Here is an 18047-nt window from a genome sequence, read left to right as displayed (position 1 = left end):
CAGGTTGTCCGGCTGCGCCCGTACGCCGTCGAGGTAGGGGAGGCTCATCCCTTCACCGCACCGGAGGCGAGGCCACTGATCAGATAGCGCTGGAACAGCACCGCCAGCGCCACGGGCGGCAGCGCGGCGAGCACCCCGCCGGCGGCGATGAGGCCGAAGTCGACGGCGTTGCGACCGGTGAACTCGGCGATCGCCACGGGGACCGTCTTGGCCTGCGTGGTGGAGGTGAAGATCAGCGAGTAGAGGAACTCGTCCCAGCACAGCAGGAACGCGTACAGGGCGGTGGCCAGGATGCCGGGCTTGGACAGCGGCAGCATCACCCGTACGAGGGCGCCGAGCCGGCTGCATCCGTCGACCCGGGCGGCTTCCTCGAGCTCCACCGGCAGGGTTCCGAAGAAGGTGCTCATGTTCCACAGGGCGAACGGCGTGGCCAGCGAACAGTAGACGATGATCAGGCCGGTCCTGGTGTCGAGCAACCCGAACCGCGACATGAGCAGATAGAGCGGGATGATCAGGGTGATCGGCGGCAGCATGTAGGTGACCAGGAACGACAACAGCGTCACCCGTCGCAGCGGAAACCGCAGTCTCGCCAGCGCGTAGCCGCCCAGCACTCCGACGGTGAGCGAGATGACCACGGTTCCGCCGGCCACGAGGAAGCTGTTGACCATCGCGCTGCGGAACGCGGCGCCGGCGCCCGTGCCGCCGCCGGCGAAGATCTCGCGGTAACGGTCGAGGGTGACGTGTTCAGGCAGCCAGCGCATCGGCCGGGAGACGAGGTCGGTCTGGCCCACGAGCGAGGAGTAGAGCAGCCAGGCGAACGGCGCGAGGATCACGACGGACGTGGCGAGCGCGGCCAGGTGGATGAAGACGCGGTAGCGCAGGCTCGCTCTCACGATGACCTCAGCTCGCTCTGCCGTAGCAGCCGCAGGTAGATCAGGGCCAGTACGAGGATGGCGACGACGGTCAAATAGGCCAACGACGCGCCCGAGCTGAACCGCTGTGCCGAGAACGCCTGAAGGTAGGTGAAGAAGGTGATCGTCTGGGTGCCGCTGGCCGGCCCGCCGCCGGTCATGACGTAGACGATGTCGAACACCTTGAACGCCTCGATGGTGCGCAGCACCAGCACCAGCGCGATGTGGGGGACCAGCAGGGGCAGCGTGATGCGGAAGAACGAGCGCATCGGCCCCGCCCCGTCGACCCGCGCCGCCTCGTAGAGCCCTCGCGGGATCGTCTGCAGCCCGGCCAGCAGGAAGAACGCCACCAGTGACGTGTTCTTCCAGACGTCGGCGACGACCACCATGTTCAGGGCGAGGAAGGGGTCGTTGCCGAGCCACGACCGGTAGTCGCCCTGCAGGTGCAGCTCGGTGAGCAGGGCGTTGGCCACGCCGTACTGGGCGTTGAGGATCCACCGCCACATCGCACCGTTGACGATCGTCGGCAGCGCCCACGGCAGGATCACGATGGCGCGGAACAGCCACCGCAGCCGCAGGGGCGCGGCGAGCAGCTGGGCCAGGCCGAGCCCGAGGACGAGCTCGAGCCCGGTCGAGACGAGGGTGAAGTAGGCGGTGTGCCCGACGGCCGCCCACAGGCGGTCGTCGGCCAGGATCTCGGTGTAGTTGCGGAGGCCGACGAACGGATAGCGGCCGGGGAACGGGCTGTCGACGTCGTAGAACGAGATGACGAGAGCGCGCCCGGCCGGGTACAGCACCACACCGAAGACGACCAGCGCCGCGGGCAGGAGCAGGAGCAACGCCAGCCGGGTCTGACCGCTGCCGGCGCGCCGCGCGAACGACCACCGGCGAGCCGGCGGGACTCGCCGGCTCGCCGGTGCCGTGGGTGCCGGACGCGCCGGTGGCGCGGTGGTCATGTCAGCAGGCTGCGGGCTTGGTCGGCGGCGTCGTCGAGGGCCTTCTTCGGCGGTTTCTTGTCGAGCAGCGCGTTCTGCAGCTCGGCCTGCAGGATCTGGCTGATCTCGTTGTAGCGGGGCACCTGCGGTCGGGCGATGAGGTTGGCGAGCTGTTTCTTGGCCACCGGCACCACCTGAGGCAGGGCGGACACCACGGCCGGGTCGTCGTAGGACGTCGTCCAGCACGGCAGTGAGCTCTTGGCGTACTTGTTCTGCACCTCGGCGCTGGTGATGTAGCTGATGTACGTCCAGGCGGCCTTCTGGTTCTTGCTGCCGGAGCTGACCGACAGGGCCATCGACCCGTTGACACCCGGGGCGCTGGCCGACCCCGACGGTGTCGCGGCCACGCCGACCTTGCCGGCGATCTTCGACTGCTGCGGGTCGTTGGCGGCGTTGAACATGTACGTCCAGTTGAGCGCCATCGCCGCCTGGCCGTCGGAGAAGATCTTCCGAACGTCCTCCTCCAGCGACTCGACGGCGTTGGGGTTGGTGAGTTTGCTGTCGAGGGTCTGCTTCATGAACTCCAACGCCTGCAGGCCGCCACCGGTGTTGAAGGCGATGGACCTGCCGTCCTCGGACAGGAACGTGCCGCCGAAGGCGCCCACGAGCTGGGTGTAGTCGCAGACGAGCGCCTCGGCCTGCTTCCAGCTCCAGATCAGCGGGTAGTCGACGACCTTCTTGGCCTTGAGGGCCCGGGCGGCGGCGAGGACACCGTCCCAGGTGGACAAGCTCGCCGGGTCGACGTCGGCCTTGCCCAGCATGTCAGTGTTGTAGAAGAAGTACTTCGTGTCGAGAATCCACGGGACGCCGAAGTAGCGGTCGCGATAGGCGGCGGTCGCCAGCGCTCCGCCGAGCATGCCGCTCTTCCATTCCGCCGGGAACTGGTCGGTCACGTCGGTCACGATGCGCTTGCTGCCGAACTCGGCCGGCCAGATCACGTCGATCAGCACCACATCGAACGTGCTGGCCGGGGCCGCGGCCACGATCTTGTCGTGCAGCGCCTCGTAGGCGACAAAGGACGGCTCGACGCTGATCTTCGGATACTTGTTGTGGAACTCCTCGGTCATTGCGCGGATGTCGTCTTCGGAATAGCCGGCCTGCTTCATGAACAGGGCCTTGATCTGGCCTTCGCCGGTGCCTGCCGCGCCGCTGCCACCGCCCGCGCCGGTGTCGCTGCCTCCGCCGACGTCGCAGGCCGCGAGGAAAAGGCCCGCGCCGGTCAGCGCCGACAACTGGAGAAGTCTTCGCCTGGACAGCTCGCTCATGTACTCCGACATGATCGCCCTCCTAGGGGCATTAGGTAGGCTGCTTAACAAAAACTTGTACTCGGTTCGCGATCACCGGTCAAGACCGCCCGTCGCAGCCTTCCGGATCCAACAGCCGAAAGGAGTGGGTACGCCTTGGTCTCCGTCGACCCCTCCGGTCGGGCCGTGCTGGCCGCACTTCTCGACAGCGTGCCGATGACCCGGCCGGAACTCGCCCGCCGGACCAGCCTGTCGCGGCCCACCATCTCCGAGGTGGTACGCCGCCTCGTCGACACCGGCCTGATCGTCGACGCCGGCGTACGACGCGGTCGACCCGGCCGAGTGCCGACCTACTATCGCCTGGCCCCGACCGCCGGATACGTGGTAGCCGTCGACGTCGGTGGCGACAACCTCCGCGTCGCGGCGGCGGACATGAGCGGCGCGCTCTGCTACGAACAGCGGCAACCCACGCGAGCCACCGGCGCGAGCCGGATCGCCGCGCGGGCGGCCCGGATGATCACCTCCGCGACAACCGAGGTGGGCGACAAGCTCGGCCCCCTCCGCAGGGTCGGCGTGTCGGCACCCGGCGTCATCCACGCCGACGGCCGCACCATGTCGGTTGCCCGCAACCTCGGCGAGGACGGCACCTTCGACCTGATCACCCCCCTCGAAGCGCGCGTCGACGCACCCATCGTGCTGGAGAACAACGTCAACCTCGCGGCCCTCGGCGAGCGGTGGCGCGGGCACGCCCGCGACATCGCCACGTTCGCGTTCCTGGCCGTCGGCGCCGGCATCGGTATGGGCCTCGTGCACAACGGCGAACTCGTCCGCGGGGCGCACGGCGCCGCCGGCGAAGTGGCCTACCTACCACTACCGGGCTCCGTGCCACCCGAACAGCGGGGCGGGCGCGGCAGGGAGCAACTGGCCGGTGAGGCCGGCGCGTACGGCGTTCTCGCCGCCCTCCACGCCCGCCCGAACTGGCCCGGCACCCGGCCCACCTCCGTGGAGGAACTGTTCGCCCAGGCCGCCACCGGCGTGCCCGCCGCCCGCGACCTCGTGGAGGCGGAAGCCCGACAACTCGGCCTCACGATCGCCAGCGCGTGCGCGGTCTTCGACCCCGAACTCGTCGTGCTCGGTGGGGGAGTGGGCCGCAACCCGCTCCTGCTGCCGACCGTCCGGGAGACCGTCAACGCGTACGCGCCGTTCCCACCGCGGATCGAGACCAGTGCCCTGGGCGAGGCGGCATCCCTCACCGGCGCACTGTTCGTCGCCCTGGAGGCCGCACGCGCCGAGCTCCTGAAAGCCGTCAGCGGCCCCGACGGCGGCTGACCTGGCACCGGCCGGGACCAAACCGATCAGGAATCAAGAAGCGCCAGCCCCCGAGCCGTACGTAGCGTGATCGCCATGGACATCAGCATCCACCAGACCTTCCTCCCGCACGACGACCCGGACACAGCCCTGGCCTTCTACCGCGACACCCTCGGCTTCGAGGTCCGCAACGACGTCGGATACAACGGGATGCGCTGGATCACGGTCGGTCCCGCCGGCCACGCCGGTACGTCCATCGTCCTGCACCCGGCGGCCGCCACCCCCGGCATCACCGACGACGAGCGCCGCACCATCACCGAGATGATGGCCAAGGGCACCTACGCCAGCATCATCCTGGCCACCGAAGACCTCGACGGCACCTTCGAGCGGCTGCAGGCCAGCGACGCCGAGGTCGTCCAGGAGCCGACCGACCAGCCGTACGGCGTTCGCGACTGTGCCTTCCGCGATCCCGCCGGCAACATGGTCCGCATCCAGGAGGTGCACTGAGATGGCCGCCATCGAGTCCGTCACCCTGGAGGTGCCCGACCCCGCGGCCGCCGACGCCTTCTACGCCGCGGCGTTCGGGTTGGGCGCCGTGCTGGGCGTCCGCGCCTCCGAAGCACCGACGACCGGCTTCCGCGGGTTCACGCTCTCGCTCGTGGTGTCCCAGCCGAGCACCGTCGACAGCCTCATCGGCACCGCCCTCGGCAATGGTGCCACCACGCTGAAGCCGGTCAAGAAGAGCTTCTGGGGCTACGGCGGCGTCGTGCAGGCCCCGGACGGGGCGATCTGGAAGGTCGCCACGTCGGCGAAGAAGGAGACCGGCCCGGCCACCCGGCAGGTCGACGACATCGTGCTGCTGCTGGGCGTCGCGGACGTCAAGGCGAGCAAGCAGTTCTACGTCGACCGCGGCCTGGCCGTGGCGAAGAGCTTCGGCAGCAAGTACGTCGAGTTCGAGACCGCGGGGTCGCCCGTCAAACTGGCCCTGTACAGCCGCCGTGCCGCCGCCAAGGATGCCGGCGTCTCCCCGGACGGCACCGGATCGCACCGGATCGCAATCGCCGGCGATGCCGGGCCCTTCACCGACCCCGACGGATTCGCGTGGGAGGCCGCGCCGGTCCGGGCCGGTTGAAATTACTCTGTCCTCAGGCGACTTCGTTGCTCTGACGAACCTGCATCGTGTCGGGTGGCAGCATGCCGCCCGACACGATGACGCCCCGCTTTCCGCGTTCCTCGCCCTACTGGCCGGTGGTGAGCCCTCTGCTGCGACCCCTAGGACCATCGGCGGCCTTGATCATTCCGCGCATGTTCCGGATCTTGTTCTGCTCGGCCTCGGATATATGGATGTGCAGGCGAGGCGGTTGCTGAGGGCCTGGCGCGCGGGTGGCGAGCCTCGGCCGGTCCACTGAGCGCTGTGACGCCGTCGCCCGATCGGACCGCTCAGGTCCCGGGTGGTCCCGGGTACCCGAGATGGCTGCCGGCCCATCCGATACTCCCAGGCGGTTGCTTCCACTCGTTGGTGCGCCCCTTCGAGATCGACAGGTTAGGCCAACGCTTGCGCGCTGCTTGCCGGCTGGCGCCTACCGCTGCACCAAGCTCGGGATAGCCGGCCCCGCACATCGCCGCTTCCTCTGCGCTGGCGGATACCAGGTCGGCGAGAAACCGACGCATCTGCTCCCCCGCCGCCATGCGGGCCAGGTGAGTCCGCATCCCGTCCGGGTAGCTCCGCTCATGGTCTTTTCTGCGCTGGGCATCGATGTCACACGCGTTCAGCCGCCGCGCCCAGTTGGCAGCGACAGCACTCAGTTCCCGCTGTAGTTCCTGCCGCTCGTCCGACGTCAGTTCCCGCATCATGGGCTCCTTCGTCAATGGCCTCTCACCTAGAACGTTCGACAACCAAGGTTGTCAACCCTCTCACCGGAGCTGGCTGACCCTCGGGCCTCGTCCCCATGCCTCCGGCATCCTCGCGGCGAGTCAGTGTCCACGTCCGCGGGCGTCCGACCGTCACGATCGACGGCATTGGGGCTCGCGCGTCCGGCCAGCAGCAGGATCATCACATCGACCTGAAGAGGGGTTGGCCAGGTCCGGCTTCGTTGGTCAGTGTTCGGCGTACGGGGTCGCGGCCCGGCCCGTGCGACCCGCAGGCCGGGTTGAGTAGTTGTTGCATGATGCCATTTGTCGGGATTAATGCCGGCCGGGCCGCTGACCTCCTTGACGGTGGCCTGCATGGGGCGGTTTCCCTGCCGGATCCGGCCCTTTAGAGGGATCCCCGAGTCGAAAGCGTTGACCCAGAACATAGGTCTGCGTAAGATCCATGCATCTCTACACATCGCATTGCGCATGTCAATGCCGTCAGACGGGGAGATAATGAAGAGAACGCTTAGCCGCGCGGCAGGAACTTCCGCGCTCGGAGTCGCCTTGGTGCTCACCGGGATTGGGATTCCGGGCGTGGCTCACGCGGACACGAGCAAGTGCTCGTACGACGGCTACGACCGCGCGTGTGCCATCAACTACACCAGCGGCACTACCAAGTCAAGACTCGAAATATGCGACAATACGAATGATGGCAAAACGTTTGAGGTGGCATACCTCATGGAAGGCAGCGGCAGTTCAACCACCAGTTACGACACTTATGGCGGGTCCTGCACGGTGCTAACTAATTCCACATGGCGGGTCAAATGGTTCAAGGTGAGGAAGGCCGGAGGAAGCTGGCAGCCAACCGTCACCATGTATTAGCAGGCCCGCATACGATTGGTTGAAAGGCCTCAGCCCGGTGCGGTTATCGGGCTGAGGCCTTTCGCGTCGGGTGCCATCCTCGATCGATGCCGGAGGGATGCTGACAATGCCGAGACAAACGAGTGCGTGCTCGGTGAGACCGACCGCCATGTGGTTGATCGCGGCGTGCGGGCGTTGACCGCGCCTTGCCGGGCGACCCGCAGGGCACGGATCGCTTTGACGGGGCCGGCGCGGGTCTTCGGGGTGCCCATGGCGGTGCCGGCGAGGTTGGCCCGAGCGGTGGCGATGGCGTCGATCGGGTCGGATTTGGCCTTGGTCCGGCGGGTCCGGCGGTCGGGCCGGTCCACCTCCCCTCGACGAGGGTGATCTTCTCGGCGGCCAGCGACGGGCCAGGCCAGCGCCGTAGCTGTCGGTGCCCTCGATGCCCACGGCGACGCCCTCATCATCTCGGCACCTGCATCCGTCAGGCAGCTCCTGCGTGGCCTGTCCGCCAACTGCCGCGTCCGCGCCTGCACCGCTCTTCGGCTCGGCTGACGTCGGTCTGGACCGGTGGCCGGGCAGCTGCTTCTCGGGCCGCCTCCACCGCTTGGCGTGGCGCTTGTAGCGCTGCGAGGCCGGCAGCCGGTTCATGTCCAGGCGGCGGGGGGGCATAGATGGTCTCCATGCTGGCCAGAGACTCAGGTGTCAACGATGCCCGTCAGTTTAGAGGGCCAGACGCTGAGCGATGACACCTTGGCGGATTGGGCGAAGAAGGATTGTGCGGCAGGCCGTTGGGTTACCCGGTCGCGGCTACGAGGCGCGTGCGGGCCAGCAGAGAGCTGCCCTGAGGTGGTTTCATCTGATCATGATCGAGCCCGTTCGTCGCATGGCCTACCAGCTCTATGCCCGCCGGCTGCGAGACCAGCTGGCCGATACCTCGCTACCTCGGCACGTCGCCATGGTGATGGACGGGAACCGCCGCTGGGCCAGACAGATGGGATTCGACGACCCGAAGGTGGGCCACCGGTACGGCGCGGAACACATCCACGAGGTCCTGGTCTGGTGCGCAGAACTCGACATCCGTCACGTCACCCTGTTCGTCGCCTCCGTCGACAACATGCGCAAGCGCGGCTCCGACGAGGTCGAGAACCTCATGCGCATGATCGAGGAGGTCGTCGCCGAGCCGCTCCTGCGGCCGGCGAACCCATGGCAACTCCACGTCGCCGGCCGCGCGGACCTCCTACCGGGCTCGGCCCGCCACGCCCTGAAGCTCGCCGAAGAGGCGACCAGCGAGCGGGGCGCCGACTTCCACCTCACCGTCGCCGTCGGCTACGACGGCCGCGAAGAGATCGTCAGCGCGGTTCGTTCGCTCCTCGAGCAGGAGGCGCGGGCAGGAGCGACACTCGGCGACGTCGCGCAACGCCTCACCGCGGAGGCCATCGCGGAGCACCTCTACACCGGCGGCCAACCGGACCCGGATCTCGTCATTCGCACCAGTGGAGAACGCCGAATGTCCGGGTTCCTGCTCTGGCAAGCCGCCTACTCCGAGCTGTACTTCTGCGACGTGTACTGGCCCGGCTTCCGGAAGATCGACTTCCTTCGCGCCCTGCGCTCCTACGCCGCGCGTAACCGACGCTTCGGAGCATGACCACTCGTTGGGCTGCCGCTGTTTGAGGGTGGACCGCTGACGCGCGGCACACCACCGACAACCTCACCAAGACCCTCCGCACCGCAAGCTCGCTGGTGGCGGAGTGATGCCGTGGCGCGACTCCGCCAGCGCCAGCTATTCACCGGGCTTCAATGGCAGCGATAGAACCTTTTGCATGTCAAATCCCTTACAGCCCGCTCGGCCGGGCCGGGCGCGGCGGCGGTTGATCGCCGCAGCAACAGCGGCCGGGCTGATCGCTGGCGGCATCGCCGCGATCCAGGCCCCAGCCACCGCGGCAAGCCCCACTGCCCCCAAGACCACCATCAAGGACTCGCACACCATCACCCTGATCACCGGCGACGTGGTCACGGTGACCACCTCCGTCGACGGCAAGGAAACGGTCGACGTCGACCGGCCCGACAACGCTGTCGGCGGCGTTCACCTGCAGCAGAGCGGCGATGACCTGTTCGTCCTGCCCGACGAGGCGCTGCCCCTGCTGACCGGCAACAAACTGGACCGACGGTTGTTCAACGTCACCGATCTCATCGAGATGGGATACGACGACGCGACGACCGCGAGCGTCCCGCTCATCGCCACATACGCGCCCGCAGCGACGAGGGCGGCCAAGCCGGCCGTTCCGCGGGGCACGAAGCTGGTCCGTGACCTGCGACAGGTCGGTGCCGCGTCGCTGGCGGCGGACAAGAAGCAGACCCGTACCTTCTGGACCGCCGTCGCGCCGGCCGCCTCCGGATCCAGGCCTACGCTCGGTGCCGGGATGACGAAGCTCTGGCTCGACGGTCGGGTAACCGCCAGCCTCAAGGAGAGCGTGCCGCAGATCGGCGCGCCTGAGGCGTGGGCCGCCGGGTACGACGGCCGCGGCGTCAAGGTCGCGGTGCTGGACACCGGGATCGACGCCAGCCACCCCGATCTGGTCAACCAGATCGACGGCAAGGAAAGCTTCGTGCCGAACGAGGACACCTCCGACGTCAACGGGCACGGCACCCACGTCGCCTCGACGATCGTGGGCACCGGCGCGGCCTCCGGCGGCACGTACAAGGGTGTCGCGCCTGGCGCGGACCTCATCGTCGGCAAGGTGCTCGGCAACGACGGTTTCGGCCAGGACTCCTGGGTGCTCGCAGGCATGCAGTGGGCGGCCGAGTCCGGCGCGGATGTCGTCAGCATGAGCCTGAGCGACCCGACGCTCTCCGACGGCACCGACCCCATGGCGGTCGCGGTCGACACGCTGTCCGCGCAGTACGGCACGCTGTTCGTCATCGCCTCCGGCAACGCCGGGCCGCAGAGCATCGGCACACCCAGCTCCGCCGCCAGCGCGCTGACCGTCGGCGCGGTCGACAAGCAGGACCGGTTGGCGTACTTCTCCAGCACCGGCCCGCTGGTGCGGAGCGGCGCGCTCAAGCCGGACATCACCGCCCCCGGCGTCGACATCACCGCCGCCCGTTCGCAGCAGATGACCACCGGCACCGGCTCGTACCGGACGATCAGCGGCACCTCCATGGCCACCCCACACGTGTCGGGCGCCGCGGCGATCCTGGCTCAGCGCCACCCCGACTGGTCGGGTGCGCAGCTCAAGGAAGCGTTGATGAGCAGCGCGAAGGGACTGGCCGCCGGATACACGCCGTACGAGGTGGGCGCGGGCCGGCTCGACGTCGCCGCCGCCGTACGCACGGGCGTCCGGGCCACCGGCTCGGCCTTCTTCGGCAACTTCGACTGGCCGCACGAGCCCACCGACGCCCCGGTGACCAAGCCGGTGACGTTCACCAACTCGGGCAGCACCGGCGTGACCCTGAACCTCGCCATCACCGGTTCGGGCCCTTTCTCACTGGGCGCGACCTCGGTGACGGTGCCCGCCGGCGGCAGCGTAGCCGTCCCGGTCACCGGCGACCCGACCAAGCCCGGCACCGGCGAGTTCACCGGCTACCTCGTCGGCACTGACGCCGCCACGGGCACCGCGGTCACGCGTACCTCCCTCGGACTGCTCAAGGAAGACGAGCGCTACGACCTGAAGGTCAAGCTGATCGGCCGGGACGGCAAGCCCGCCGCCTCGACCGTCGTGATCAAGAAGGCCGGCGAGTTCTACCCCTGGATCTACAACATCGACGGTGAGATGACGCTGCGGATGCCGCCGGGCACCTACACGGTGGAGTCGACGCTGGACGTTGCGGGGGAGCGCGCAGACTCGCTCGGCCTCGCCCTGCTGGTGGACCCGGAGACCGTGCTCAACGACTCCGGAGCCGAGGTGGTGCTGGACGCGAGCAAGGCGCGCCTGCTGGACACCGTCGCGCCGCAGCGCAGCCAGGACCGGCAGCGCAAGCTCGACTACACCGTCAAGTACGCCAACGGCGACAGCTTCCGCGACGGGTTCGTGGTGCCGGTGAAGTACGACGACCTCTACGTCACGCCGACCGACCAGGTCACCCAGGGGTTCGGCCAGTCGTCCATCCCGGTCGCCACCGTGCACCGCGACGCCGGATCGCGACTGATCGGTCTGGCCAAGACCGGCACGTTGCGGCTGATCACCAACCAGGTGCCATCCGCGAGCTACCTCTACGACCTGACCCGCGACTACTCCGGACAGGTGCCGGACCGGCCACTGCGCTACCACCCGAACCAGCCGGACCTCGCCCGGATCGACGCGCGCTACTACAGCGTCACGGAGGGAATGGAGGGCGGCGGTTATCGGTACGACATGACCTTCACCCCGTCCCTCGGCTTCGCCGAGCGGGAGTGGCACCCCGCCACCCGTACCGAGTGGGTCACCCCGGACCAGGCCTGGCACGAATCGCACGTGCAGGGCACCTGGACGGACACGGCCAACCGCAACACGTACGCCAAGGGCAGCACCACGCGGCTGGACTGGTTCGCTCCGGCGATCCGGCCGGCGTTCAACCGGGCGTTCGCGGTCCAGAACAGCCGCTACCGCGACTACATGACGATCAACGTGCAGGCGTGGAGCCCGTCCGGGGACGGGCTGGAGCACGGCGGCAACCTGGAGTGGGGGTCGGTGCCGACCAACCTGAAGCTCTACCAGGGCGACCGGCTGCTGTACGAGAACAAGTATTCGTCGAGCATGCAGTGGCAGTCGGTGCCGGCCGGGACGCTGCCCTACCGCATGGTGCTGGACGCGTCACGACCGGCCGAACAGTGGAGGCTGTCGACCCGTACGCACACCGAGTGGGACTTCATGTCCAGCTCCAACGAGGCGGACAACTTCGAACCGTTCGCCCTGCTGCAGATGGAGTACCGCCTCGACACCGACCTGCACGGTGACGTGAAGGCCGGCACCACCGAGAAGATCCGCCTCAAGCCCATTCCTCAGGCGGGCGGCGGCCCCAGCACGGGCAACGTCACGTCGGTGACCCTCGACGTGTCGTACGACGACGGCACCACCTGGCAGCAGGTGACCCTCAGCAAGGATGCCAACAGCTGGTGGAACGGCGCACTCAACCTGGCGAAGCAGCCCGGCGGCTTCGTGTCGGTGCGGGCCAGCGCCACGACCGACGCCGGTTTCAGCATCAAGCAGGACATCATCCGGGCGTACGGCCTGCGGTGAGGCCGTTCGAAGGGCCCCGAGACGGCAACGTCTCGGGGCCCGCCCCATCCCATCACCCACCACCCGAGGCTTTGCAACATCTATCACGGAGGCGCATACTCATACAGCGACGGATCGAGGGGAGGCGTCCGCCGATGCTGGGTGCGTTGGGACTGAACACCGATGAGGAGTCTGTCTACCGCCGGTTGGTCGGGCGCACAGCGGCCAGCGCGGCCGACCTCGCGGACACCACGCAACTGCCCGAAGCGGCGATCCGAGCGGCATTGTCGCAGTTGATGGCAGACGGGCTGGTGAAGCGCACGCCCGACGGCGAATTCTCGGCCGCGCCGCCCGCGGTAGCACTCGGCGCGTTGATCAGCGAACGGCGCGACGGCCTGCACACCGCCGAGTTGGCGCTCGTCACCCTCGCCGAGGAACACCGCGTGGCGATGGCAGGCCGGAGCATCAGCGAACTGATCGAGGTGGTCACCGGAGTCGACGGGATCCGACACCGGTTCGCGCAGGTGCAGCACGCCGCCCGGACCCAGGTGCGAAACTTCGTCACCGCACCGTTCGTCGCCGTGCCCCCAGGCACCAACACCCTCGAAACAGTGATGATGGACCGCGGGGTGGAGTATCGGGTCGTTTTGGAACGAGCAGCGCTCGCCGAACCCGGCATGATCGCCGAGACCGCCGCGTCGCTGCGCAAAGGCGTCCAGGTACGGGTGGTCGAGTCGCTACCCATCAAGCTCGTTCTGGCCGATGCCGAACTGGGTCTGGTGCCGCTGACCGTCGAATCGGGCGGCGAGCCCGGTGCCGTGCTACTGCATCGCAGTGGCCTGCTGTCCGCCATGGACGCGCTGTTCGAAATCGTGTGGCGCCACGCCCATCCGCTCGACGTCTCGGCACTGGTCGGGCTGACCGACGGCGACGCCACCGCAGTGGACGCGAATGGCCCGACGGAACTCGACAGGAAGATCCTGGCACTGCTGCTGGCCGGGCTCACAGACCACGTCGTCGCGAACCAGCTCGACGTCTCCCTGCGGACCCTGCAGCGTCGTCTGCGCCACCTGATGGACCTCGCCGGCGTCAAGACCCGGATGGAGCTGGGCTGGTACGCCGCCCACCACAACTGGGCATGACGGGACCGTGGGGCCAGACGGCAGCCACACCGGCCCACTCACGCGACCTGCAGCAACCAGCTCGGCGCCCTGGTCCTGGACTCACTGTCGGTGGGTTGTTGCCGGCGCTTCACGCTGTCCTGCGCCCCGTGTGGGCCCCGCCCTCACCAGTCGTCCTCGTGCGCGGCCCGCGAGGGTCTGAGGGCTGGGGATCTGCCAGGAAGCTGGCGAGGTAGGCGTTGCGGCGTGCGATGAGTCGTCGCAGGTATGGCCGCAGGATGAGCCTGGCCACGAGGGCGCCGACGGGCCCCCACGGGGCGGTGAAGTCGATGAGATCACGCATGACCGTCGCCGAGGGGTTGACCGGGTCACGCATGAACCGGTGCTCGTGGTGCCATCGGCTGAACGGGCCACGGACCTGTTGGTCGATGAAGCCGTGCGGTCGCCGGTAATCCGTGATCATCACGGTCATGCGCCAGGGGAGTCCGAAGTGCCTGGCCTCCCAGGTGACGGCATCGCCAGCCTTCAAACGGCCGGTCGTGACGCCGCCGACCGCGCGCTCGGCGCTGGTCCCCATGGACTCGCTGTGCACATCGACGTCAAGGCAGGCATCGAAGACAGTCTCCGGCGCTGCCTGCACGGTCGTAGTCAGCTCGATGTGGGCCACGCCAGTCACCATAAGCCCTGGTCGCACCGTGAGTGCGGCCCGCTGATGCGATGAACAGAAGCTGCTACGACGGCCTCCGTCAGCGTCCGTCACTCAGGTGATCATCCGCCCTCTCATCGGCGGCCGGCCCCCGTCTTGTCCTGGCCGGTGAGGCAGTGCCACAGACCCTTGTGGGGATGAAATCGACTATGGACGGTCTCGTTCGCAGCACCCCGACCGGGAGCTGGCCGTCTCCGGTGTCCCGTCATCACTGGTCCGCCCCCGCTGCCCTCGTCGGTGGGAAAGGGAGCCCGGGCTTGACGTGGTCTGCGAGGTTGGACTCGAATCAGATGTTGACCTTGTGATGCCGGGGAGGACGGATGGGCAGTTCTGGCAGGTCCCTGTCGCTCCTGTTGGTCGGGCTCGGCATCGGTGCCATAGGTGGTGCCTACCTCGGCACAGCCGCCATGTGGCCTGGTGTCATCGTTGGCCTAGCGGGCGTCGGGCTGTCATTTGCCGGCTCGCAGCCGACGACTCTCAGCGGGGAGGCGAATGTTCGGCCACCGAGTGAGCGGCCGGTTCTGGCCGGGCTGGGTACCCGAGTCGAGCAGATCCTTCGCTTGGCTGAGGAGCAAGCTGACGACCATCGGGCCAAGGCCAAGCGCGAGGTCGAGCGCATGCTGTCGGAAGCCCGGTCGGAGGCTCGCCTCATCGTGGACAGGGCGCGTGCGGAAGCGGCCGGGTTGACGGAGGTCTCGAAGCCCGAGGTCGACCGGAGTTCGCCCGAGAAGTGAAAGATCTTGTTTCTTGACCTTGACAGGTTTCGAGACGAAAAGGTCGACAGACTCGGATTGCTGCTTGGCTCGGCGCGATCGGACGACGCGGTATGCACAGGACTGCGCCGAGTCGGTCGACCGCTGTTGGCGGCCTCAGAAAGCCGATTACGCCGCCAACGAATAGTGGGGAGCAGCTTGCAGACGCTGACCTGCCTTAAACGCACGAAGACCCCGCCCGCGGGGTCGGCGCGGGCGATGCGCGGGCCGCGAGAGCGGGGTTTCGTCGGGTAGTGTGATCAGCGCTTATCAGTCTTAGGGCAGAGGGCGGCGTTGCCGCCGAAGTTGCTCTTGCCGCCGCTCGCGATAAACGAGTTCATGGCGCCTGTGAACTTGCCCTGTGGGTTGACCTTGGCCGGTCCGATCAAGCCCTCAGAAGGGTTTACCAGACCCGCGCTGACGCAGTTCCCGTAGTTGAGGCCGGGATCGGCCTGGGCTGGTGCTGCGAAGCCGATTACGGCAATGCCGCCCGCCGCCAAGACGACTGCAAGTTTCCGCATGGTTCCCCCGTTCTGCTGCCCTCGGCTGGGAGGTGTCGACCCTGGGAAGCCTGGGCAGCAGCTATAAGCTAAGGGCTCGCTACGGTAGGCACCTTGGTTATGCCGAGTTTGAGGCCAAGCACAACGCGACGGCCGCGCCCCTCGTCGGCAGGGCGAGCGACCGTTGGATCAATAGCGGGCCGTGGTGGCCACCAGCTCTCGGCCCCAGGCGTCGCGATCCGGGCGGGCAGAGCGTCCGGCGTAGGCGTACCTCGGCCAGGCGACGAGGGCGGGCCCGCTCGTCGATGTTCTCGGCGCGGCCCGAGACGGCCTCCGCAACGGCTTCGTTCAGCTCCCAGGCAAGGGTGGCCCGGCCTCCGTCGGCGTACTTGGCGTGCGTCCGGCGGGCGACGGCCGAGCGCGAGCCGGCGTCACTGGGCAGGATGCGGTGCCGCAGCGGGACGACGCGTAGGGCGACAGCGCCTCGTCGGTGCCGCCGGTGGTGCGTGCGACCCGCTCGGCGGCCGGCCGGGTCATGATGATCGGTCTGTCGCCCCGGGGTCGCTCACTGGTCGACTTGTCGCTGCTGGCGCGCTGGACGCTTGACTTACGACAGAAGTCTTGGCTATCGGGGGCTGGGTGGATATGTTGCGGTCGCCGTACGGAGGTGTCCGGTGGGGCGGGTACTTGTGGTGGAGGACGACGACCGAATCGCCCGGCTTGTGTCGCGCGCGCTGCGTGACGACGGGCACGTCGTTGAGCGGGCTGAGACCGGGCAGGACGGTCTGCACATGGCTCTCGCCACTGAGTTTGATCTTGTCCTGCTGGACCTGTTGTTACCCGGCACCAGCGGTGTCGAGGTTCTTGACCGGCTCGTTGGCTCCCGCCCCGACCAACGTGTCTTCGTACTGTCCGCGGTGCCGGAGATCGGCACCAGGGTCGCCTGCCTGGAGGCGGGTGCGGCCGACTTCCTTGTGAAGCCGTTCGCGGTGGCTGAGCTGGTGGCGCGGGTGCGGGCGAGGATGCGCGCCCCCGCCCCGGGTCCGGCGAGGCGTTCGGTGTTCGTGGGGCCGATCTGCCTGGATCTTCGGCTGCGCCGCGCCTGGGTGGCCGGCCGGCAGGTCGAGCTGTCGTTGCGGGAGTTCCTGTTGCTTCAGCACCTGATGGAGCGGGCCGGGCAGGCGTGCAGTCGGGCCGAGCTTTTGGCCGACGTCTGGGGACTCCTGTTCGACCCGGGCAGCAACGTCGTCGACGTGTACATTCGCCGGCTCAGAACCAAGCTGGACACCCCTGAGCGGGTGGAGACAGTACGCAGTGTCGGGTATCGATTCGTCGCGGAATGACCGCCTGCTTCTCACCGGCTGGGCACTCACAGCTGTTGTCAACAGCTATCTGATGTACGTCCTGCCCGGAAAGGAAACTATTCCTTTCCATCTCGTGTGGATCGGGCTCTCGATCGTGTATGGACTGGGCACCTGGCGTCCGGTGGTCATGGCCGCCGTGCTCGCCGCCGTCACGCTCACAACGGGATACATCCTCGTCCACCATGCCTCGATGGCCGCCATCGGGTGGGAGGAAATCACGGAGGTTCCGCTGATGGCTGCGGTGTTCGGCGTCATGGTGTGGCATGTGCGGCGGCGCCAGCAGATGATGGCCGAGGTCGCCCGACTTGCTGATGTCGAGCGTTGGCGTGCCGATTCCCAGGACCGGTTCGTCAGACTCGCGTCGCATGAGCTGCGAACCCCGATCACGATCGCTCGCGGATACACCGAGCTGGTGCGGGCCGCGACCGACGACCCCGAGATCCATGAGGATATCCGGATCGTGCTGGAGGAGCTGGATCGGTTGGCCGGCATCACCCAGCGGCTGGTGACTCTCATTCAGATGGACGGGCCGTACGTCCGGGAAATGCGAGACGTCGACCTGGTGCTGGCTGGTGTCGTGCGGCGATGGCGGCCCGCCGCAGATCGGCAGTGGAGCGTGCGTTCCACGGTGGGCATGGCGTCGATCAACCAGGACCGGCTGGAGGTGGCGCTCGACTGCCTTCTGGAAAATGCGGTCAAGTTCACCAGACCCGGTGACCGGATCGAGGTCGGGGGGACTGGCGCGCGGGACATCTGGACCATCGTGGTCGCCGACTCGGGCACAGGAATGCCACCTGAGCTGGTCGAGGCTCTGAGCAACGCGGGCGTGCCGCCGGCTTCCCCAGGCACCTCCTCCGGCACCGGTCTCGGCTTGGCGATCGTGCGAGCCGTTGTCGGCTCGTGGGGTGGCTCGCTTGAGCTCAGCAGCGAGCCCGGTGTGGGCACGACGGTCTCGCTCGTCTTCCCGCGCTTCCCCACGCAGCAGGCGCCTGCGGATGTGGCGCCCGCGCCTCAGCAGCCGAGGTCTGCGGCAGACGGTTGAGTCCCCGCAGCCGGCGCAGGGCACGGCGGGAGATCTCGGCCGGCATACCTCTAGGCATGACAGGTGGATGACGAACCTGTCATAAACGTTCCGTCCGCACCGTGCGACTCCATCATCGGGGTGGTGCGCGGCACTCCTCTGACCTGGGGATACGTGCCGGGCATCGCGCCGGGAGGTGGAACCGATGCGAC

Annotated in this window: 14 protein-coding genes and 1 pseudogene; 9 read left to right on the top strand and 6 right to left on the bottom strand. The window is 68.0% G+C overall.

The features are described from left to right. Positions 1 to 44: 44 nt before the first annotated feature. The 3 genes from ACNAVT_RS21060 to ACNAVT_RS21050 are packed head-to-tail and all read right to left on the bottom strand — an operon-like array spanning position 45 to position 3183. Positions 45 to 893 carry a carbohydrate ABC transporter permease gene (locus ACNAVT_RS21060; RefSeq protein ID WP_416298737.1) on the bottom strand — a complete coding sequence of 283 codons (849 nt, stop codon included), beginning with the start codon at positions 891 to 893 and terminating at the stop codon, positions 45 to 47. Next, positions 890 to 1867, bottom strand: a complete 978-nt coding sequence (locus ACNAVT_RS21055) for a carbohydrate ABC transporter permease (protein ID WP_416298736.1) — start codon at positions 1865 to 1867, stop codon at positions 890 to 892. Before ACNAVT_RS21055 ends, ACNAVT_RS21060 begins: the two co-directional genes overlap by 4 nt. Then, positions 1864 to 3183 (bottom strand): extracellular solute-binding protein, encoded by a 1320-nt coding sequence (locus ACNAVT_RS21050; RefSeq protein ID WP_416298735.1) that lies wholly within the window; start codon positions 3181 to 3183, stop codon positions 1864 to 1866. The genes ACNAVT_RS21055 and ACNAVT_RS21050 overlap by 4 nt, the downstream gene beginning before the upstream one ends. Before the next feature lie 123 nt (positions 3184 to 3306). Between ACNAVT_RS21050 and ACNAVT_RS21045 the strand changes: the two genes are divergently transcribed. From ACNAVT_RS21045 to ACNAVT_RS21035, 3 genes are all read left to right on the top strand, one after another. Beyond that, the gene (locus ACNAVT_RS21045; protein WP_416298733.1) at positions 3307 to 4479 is read left to right on the top strand and encodes an ROK family transcriptional regulator; all 1173 of its coding nucleotides are present in this window, start codon (positions 3307 to 3309) and stop codon (positions 4477 to 4479) included. A 75-nt stretch (positions 4480 to 4554) separates the two neighbouring features. Further along, positions 4555 to 4965 (top strand): VOC family protein, encoded by a 411-nt coding sequence (locus ACNAVT_RS21040; RefSeq protein WP_416298731.1) that lies wholly within the window; start codon positions 4555 to 4557, stop codon positions 4963 to 4965. 1 nt (position 4966) lies between these two features. Further along, positions 4967 to 5590: a glyoxalase gene (locus tag ACNAVT_RS21035; protein WP_416298729.1), complete on the top strand. Its 624-nt coding sequence runs from the start codon at positions 4967 to 4969 to the stop codon at positions 5588 to 5590. Positions 5591 to 5898: 308 nt separating this feature from the next. Here the strand turns inward: ACNAVT_RS21035 and ACNAVT_RS21030 are convergent, their stop codons facing one another. After that, entirely contained in the window at positions 5899 to 6309 is a 411-nt protein-coding gene (locus ACNAVT_RS21030) for a hypothetical protein (RefSeq protein WP_416298727.1), read from the bottom strand. Positions 6310 to 8038: 1729 nt separating this feature from the next. Here ACNAVT_RS21030 and uppS point away from each other — a divergent pair. The 3 genes from uppS to ACNAVT_RS21015 all read left to right on the top strand — a co-directional run bounded on the left by uppS (position 8039) and on the right by ACNAVT_RS21015 (position 13513). Then, a complete protein-coding gene (uppS, locus tag ACNAVT_RS21025) occupies positions 8039 to 8821 on the top strand; it encodes a polyprenyl diphosphate synthase (RefSeq protein WP_416298725.1) in 783 nt (260 codons plus the stop codon). 175 nt (positions 8822 to 8996) lie between these two features. Further along, positions 8997 to 12392, top strand: a complete 3396-nt coding sequence (locus tag ACNAVT_RS21020; RefSeq protein WP_416298723.1) for a S8 family peptidase — start codon at positions 8997 to 8999, stop codon at positions 12390 to 12392. Positions 12393 to 12526: 134 nt separating this feature from the next. Then, positions 12527 to 13513, top strand: coding sequence for a helix-turn-helix domain-containing protein (locus ACNAVT_RS21015; protein ID WP_416298721.1), 987 nt, complete (start codon positions 12527 to 12529; stop codon positions 13511 to 13513). Positions 13514 to 13622: 109 nt separating this feature from the next. On the opposite strand, the gene ACNAVT_RS21010 is transcribed toward ACNAVT_RS21015, so the two are convergent. Then, positions 13623 to 14159 carry an SRPBCC family protein gene (locus ACNAVT_RS21010; protein ID WP_416298720.1) on the bottom strand — a complete coding sequence of 179 codons (537 nt, stop codon included), beginning with the start codon at positions 14157 to 14159 and terminating at the stop codon, positions 13623 to 13625. 545 nt (positions 14160 to 14704) lie between these two features. On the opposite strand from ACNAVT_RS21010, the pseudogene ACNAVT_RS21005 reads away from it, so the two are divergent. Beyond that, positions 14705 to 14905 (top strand): annotated as a pseudogene (locus tag ACNAVT_RS21005) (cell division protein DivIVA); the annotation flags it as partial. Positions 14906 to 15210: 305 nt separating this feature from the next. On the opposite strand, the gene ACNAVT_RS21000 reads toward ACNAVT_RS21005, so the two are convergent. Beyond that, positions 15211 to 15471 carry a hypothetical protein gene (locus tag ACNAVT_RS21000; RefSeq protein ID WP_416298718.1) on the bottom strand — a complete coding sequence of 87 codons (261 nt, stop codon included), beginning with the start codon at positions 15469 to 15471 and terminating at the stop codon, positions 15211 to 15213. Between the two features lie 671 nt (positions 15472 to 16142). On the opposite strand from ACNAVT_RS21000, the gene ACNAVT_RS20995 reads away from it, so the two are divergent. Next, positions 16143 to 16793, top strand: coding sequence for a response regulator transcription factor (locus ACNAVT_RS20995; protein WP_416298716.1), 651 nt, complete (start codon positions 16143 to 16145; stop codon positions 16791 to 16793). After that, the gene (locus ACNAVT_RS20990) at positions 16765 to 17856 is read left to right on the top strand and encodes a sensor histidine kinase (RefSeq protein WP_416298715.1); all 1092 of its coding nucleotides are present in this window, start codon (positions 16765 to 16767) and stop codon (positions 17854 to 17856) included. Before ACNAVT_RS20995 ends, ACNAVT_RS20990 begins: the two co-directional genes overlap by 29 nt. The last annotated feature ends 191 nt before the right edge of the window (positions 17857 to 18047 follow it).

The sequence above is a fragment of the Micromonospora sp. SL4-19 genome (assembly GCF_047921475.1).
Taxonomy (GTDB): domain Bacteria; phylum Actinomycetota; class Actinomycetes; order Mycobacteriales; family Micromonosporaceae; genus Micromonospora.
Note: the sequence above shows the minus strand (reverse complement) of the source record. Positions and strands in the feature narration are given on the sequence as shown.

Excerpts from the sequence above, each read along its gene's own strand:
- ACNAVT_RS21055 (WP_416298736.1), bottom strand. The coding sequence starts at position 1,867 with ATGACCACCGCGCCACCGGCGCGTCCGGCACCCACGGCACCGGCGAGC.
- ACNAVT_RS21050 (WP_416298735.1), bottom strand. The coding sequence starts at position 3,183 with ATGTCGGAGTACATGAGCGAGCTGTCCAGGCGAAGACTTCTCCAGTTG.
- ACNAVT_RS21040 (WP_416298731.1), top strand. The coding sequence starts at position 4,555 with ATGGACATCAGCATCCACCAGACCTTCCTCCCGCACGACGACCCGGAC.
- ACNAVT_RS21035 (WP_416298729.1), top strand. The coding sequence starts at position 4,967 with ATGGCCGCCATCGAGTCCGTCACCCTGGAGGTGCCCGACCCCGCGGCC.
- ACNAVT_RS21030 (WP_416298727.1), bottom strand. The coding sequence starts at position 6,309 with ATGCGGGAACTGACGTCGGACGAGCGGCAGGAACTACAGCGGGAACTG.
- uppS (WP_416298725.1), top strand. The coding sequence starts at position 8,039 with ATGATCGAGCCCGTTCGTCGCATGGCCTACCAGCTCTATGCCCGCCGG.
- ACNAVT_RS21020 (WP_416298723.1), top strand. The coding sequence starts at position 8,997 with ATGTCAAATCCCTTACAGCCCGCTCGGCCGGGCCGGGCGCGGCGGCGG.
- ACNAVT_RS21015 (WP_416298721.1), top strand. The coding sequence starts at position 12,527 with ATGCTGGGTGCGTTGGGACTGAACACCGATGAGGAGTCTGTCTACCGC.
- ACNAVT_RS21000 (WP_416298718.1), bottom strand. The coding sequence starts at position 15,471 with ATGCGGAAACTTGCAGTCGTCTTGGCGGCGGGCGGCATTGCCGTAATC.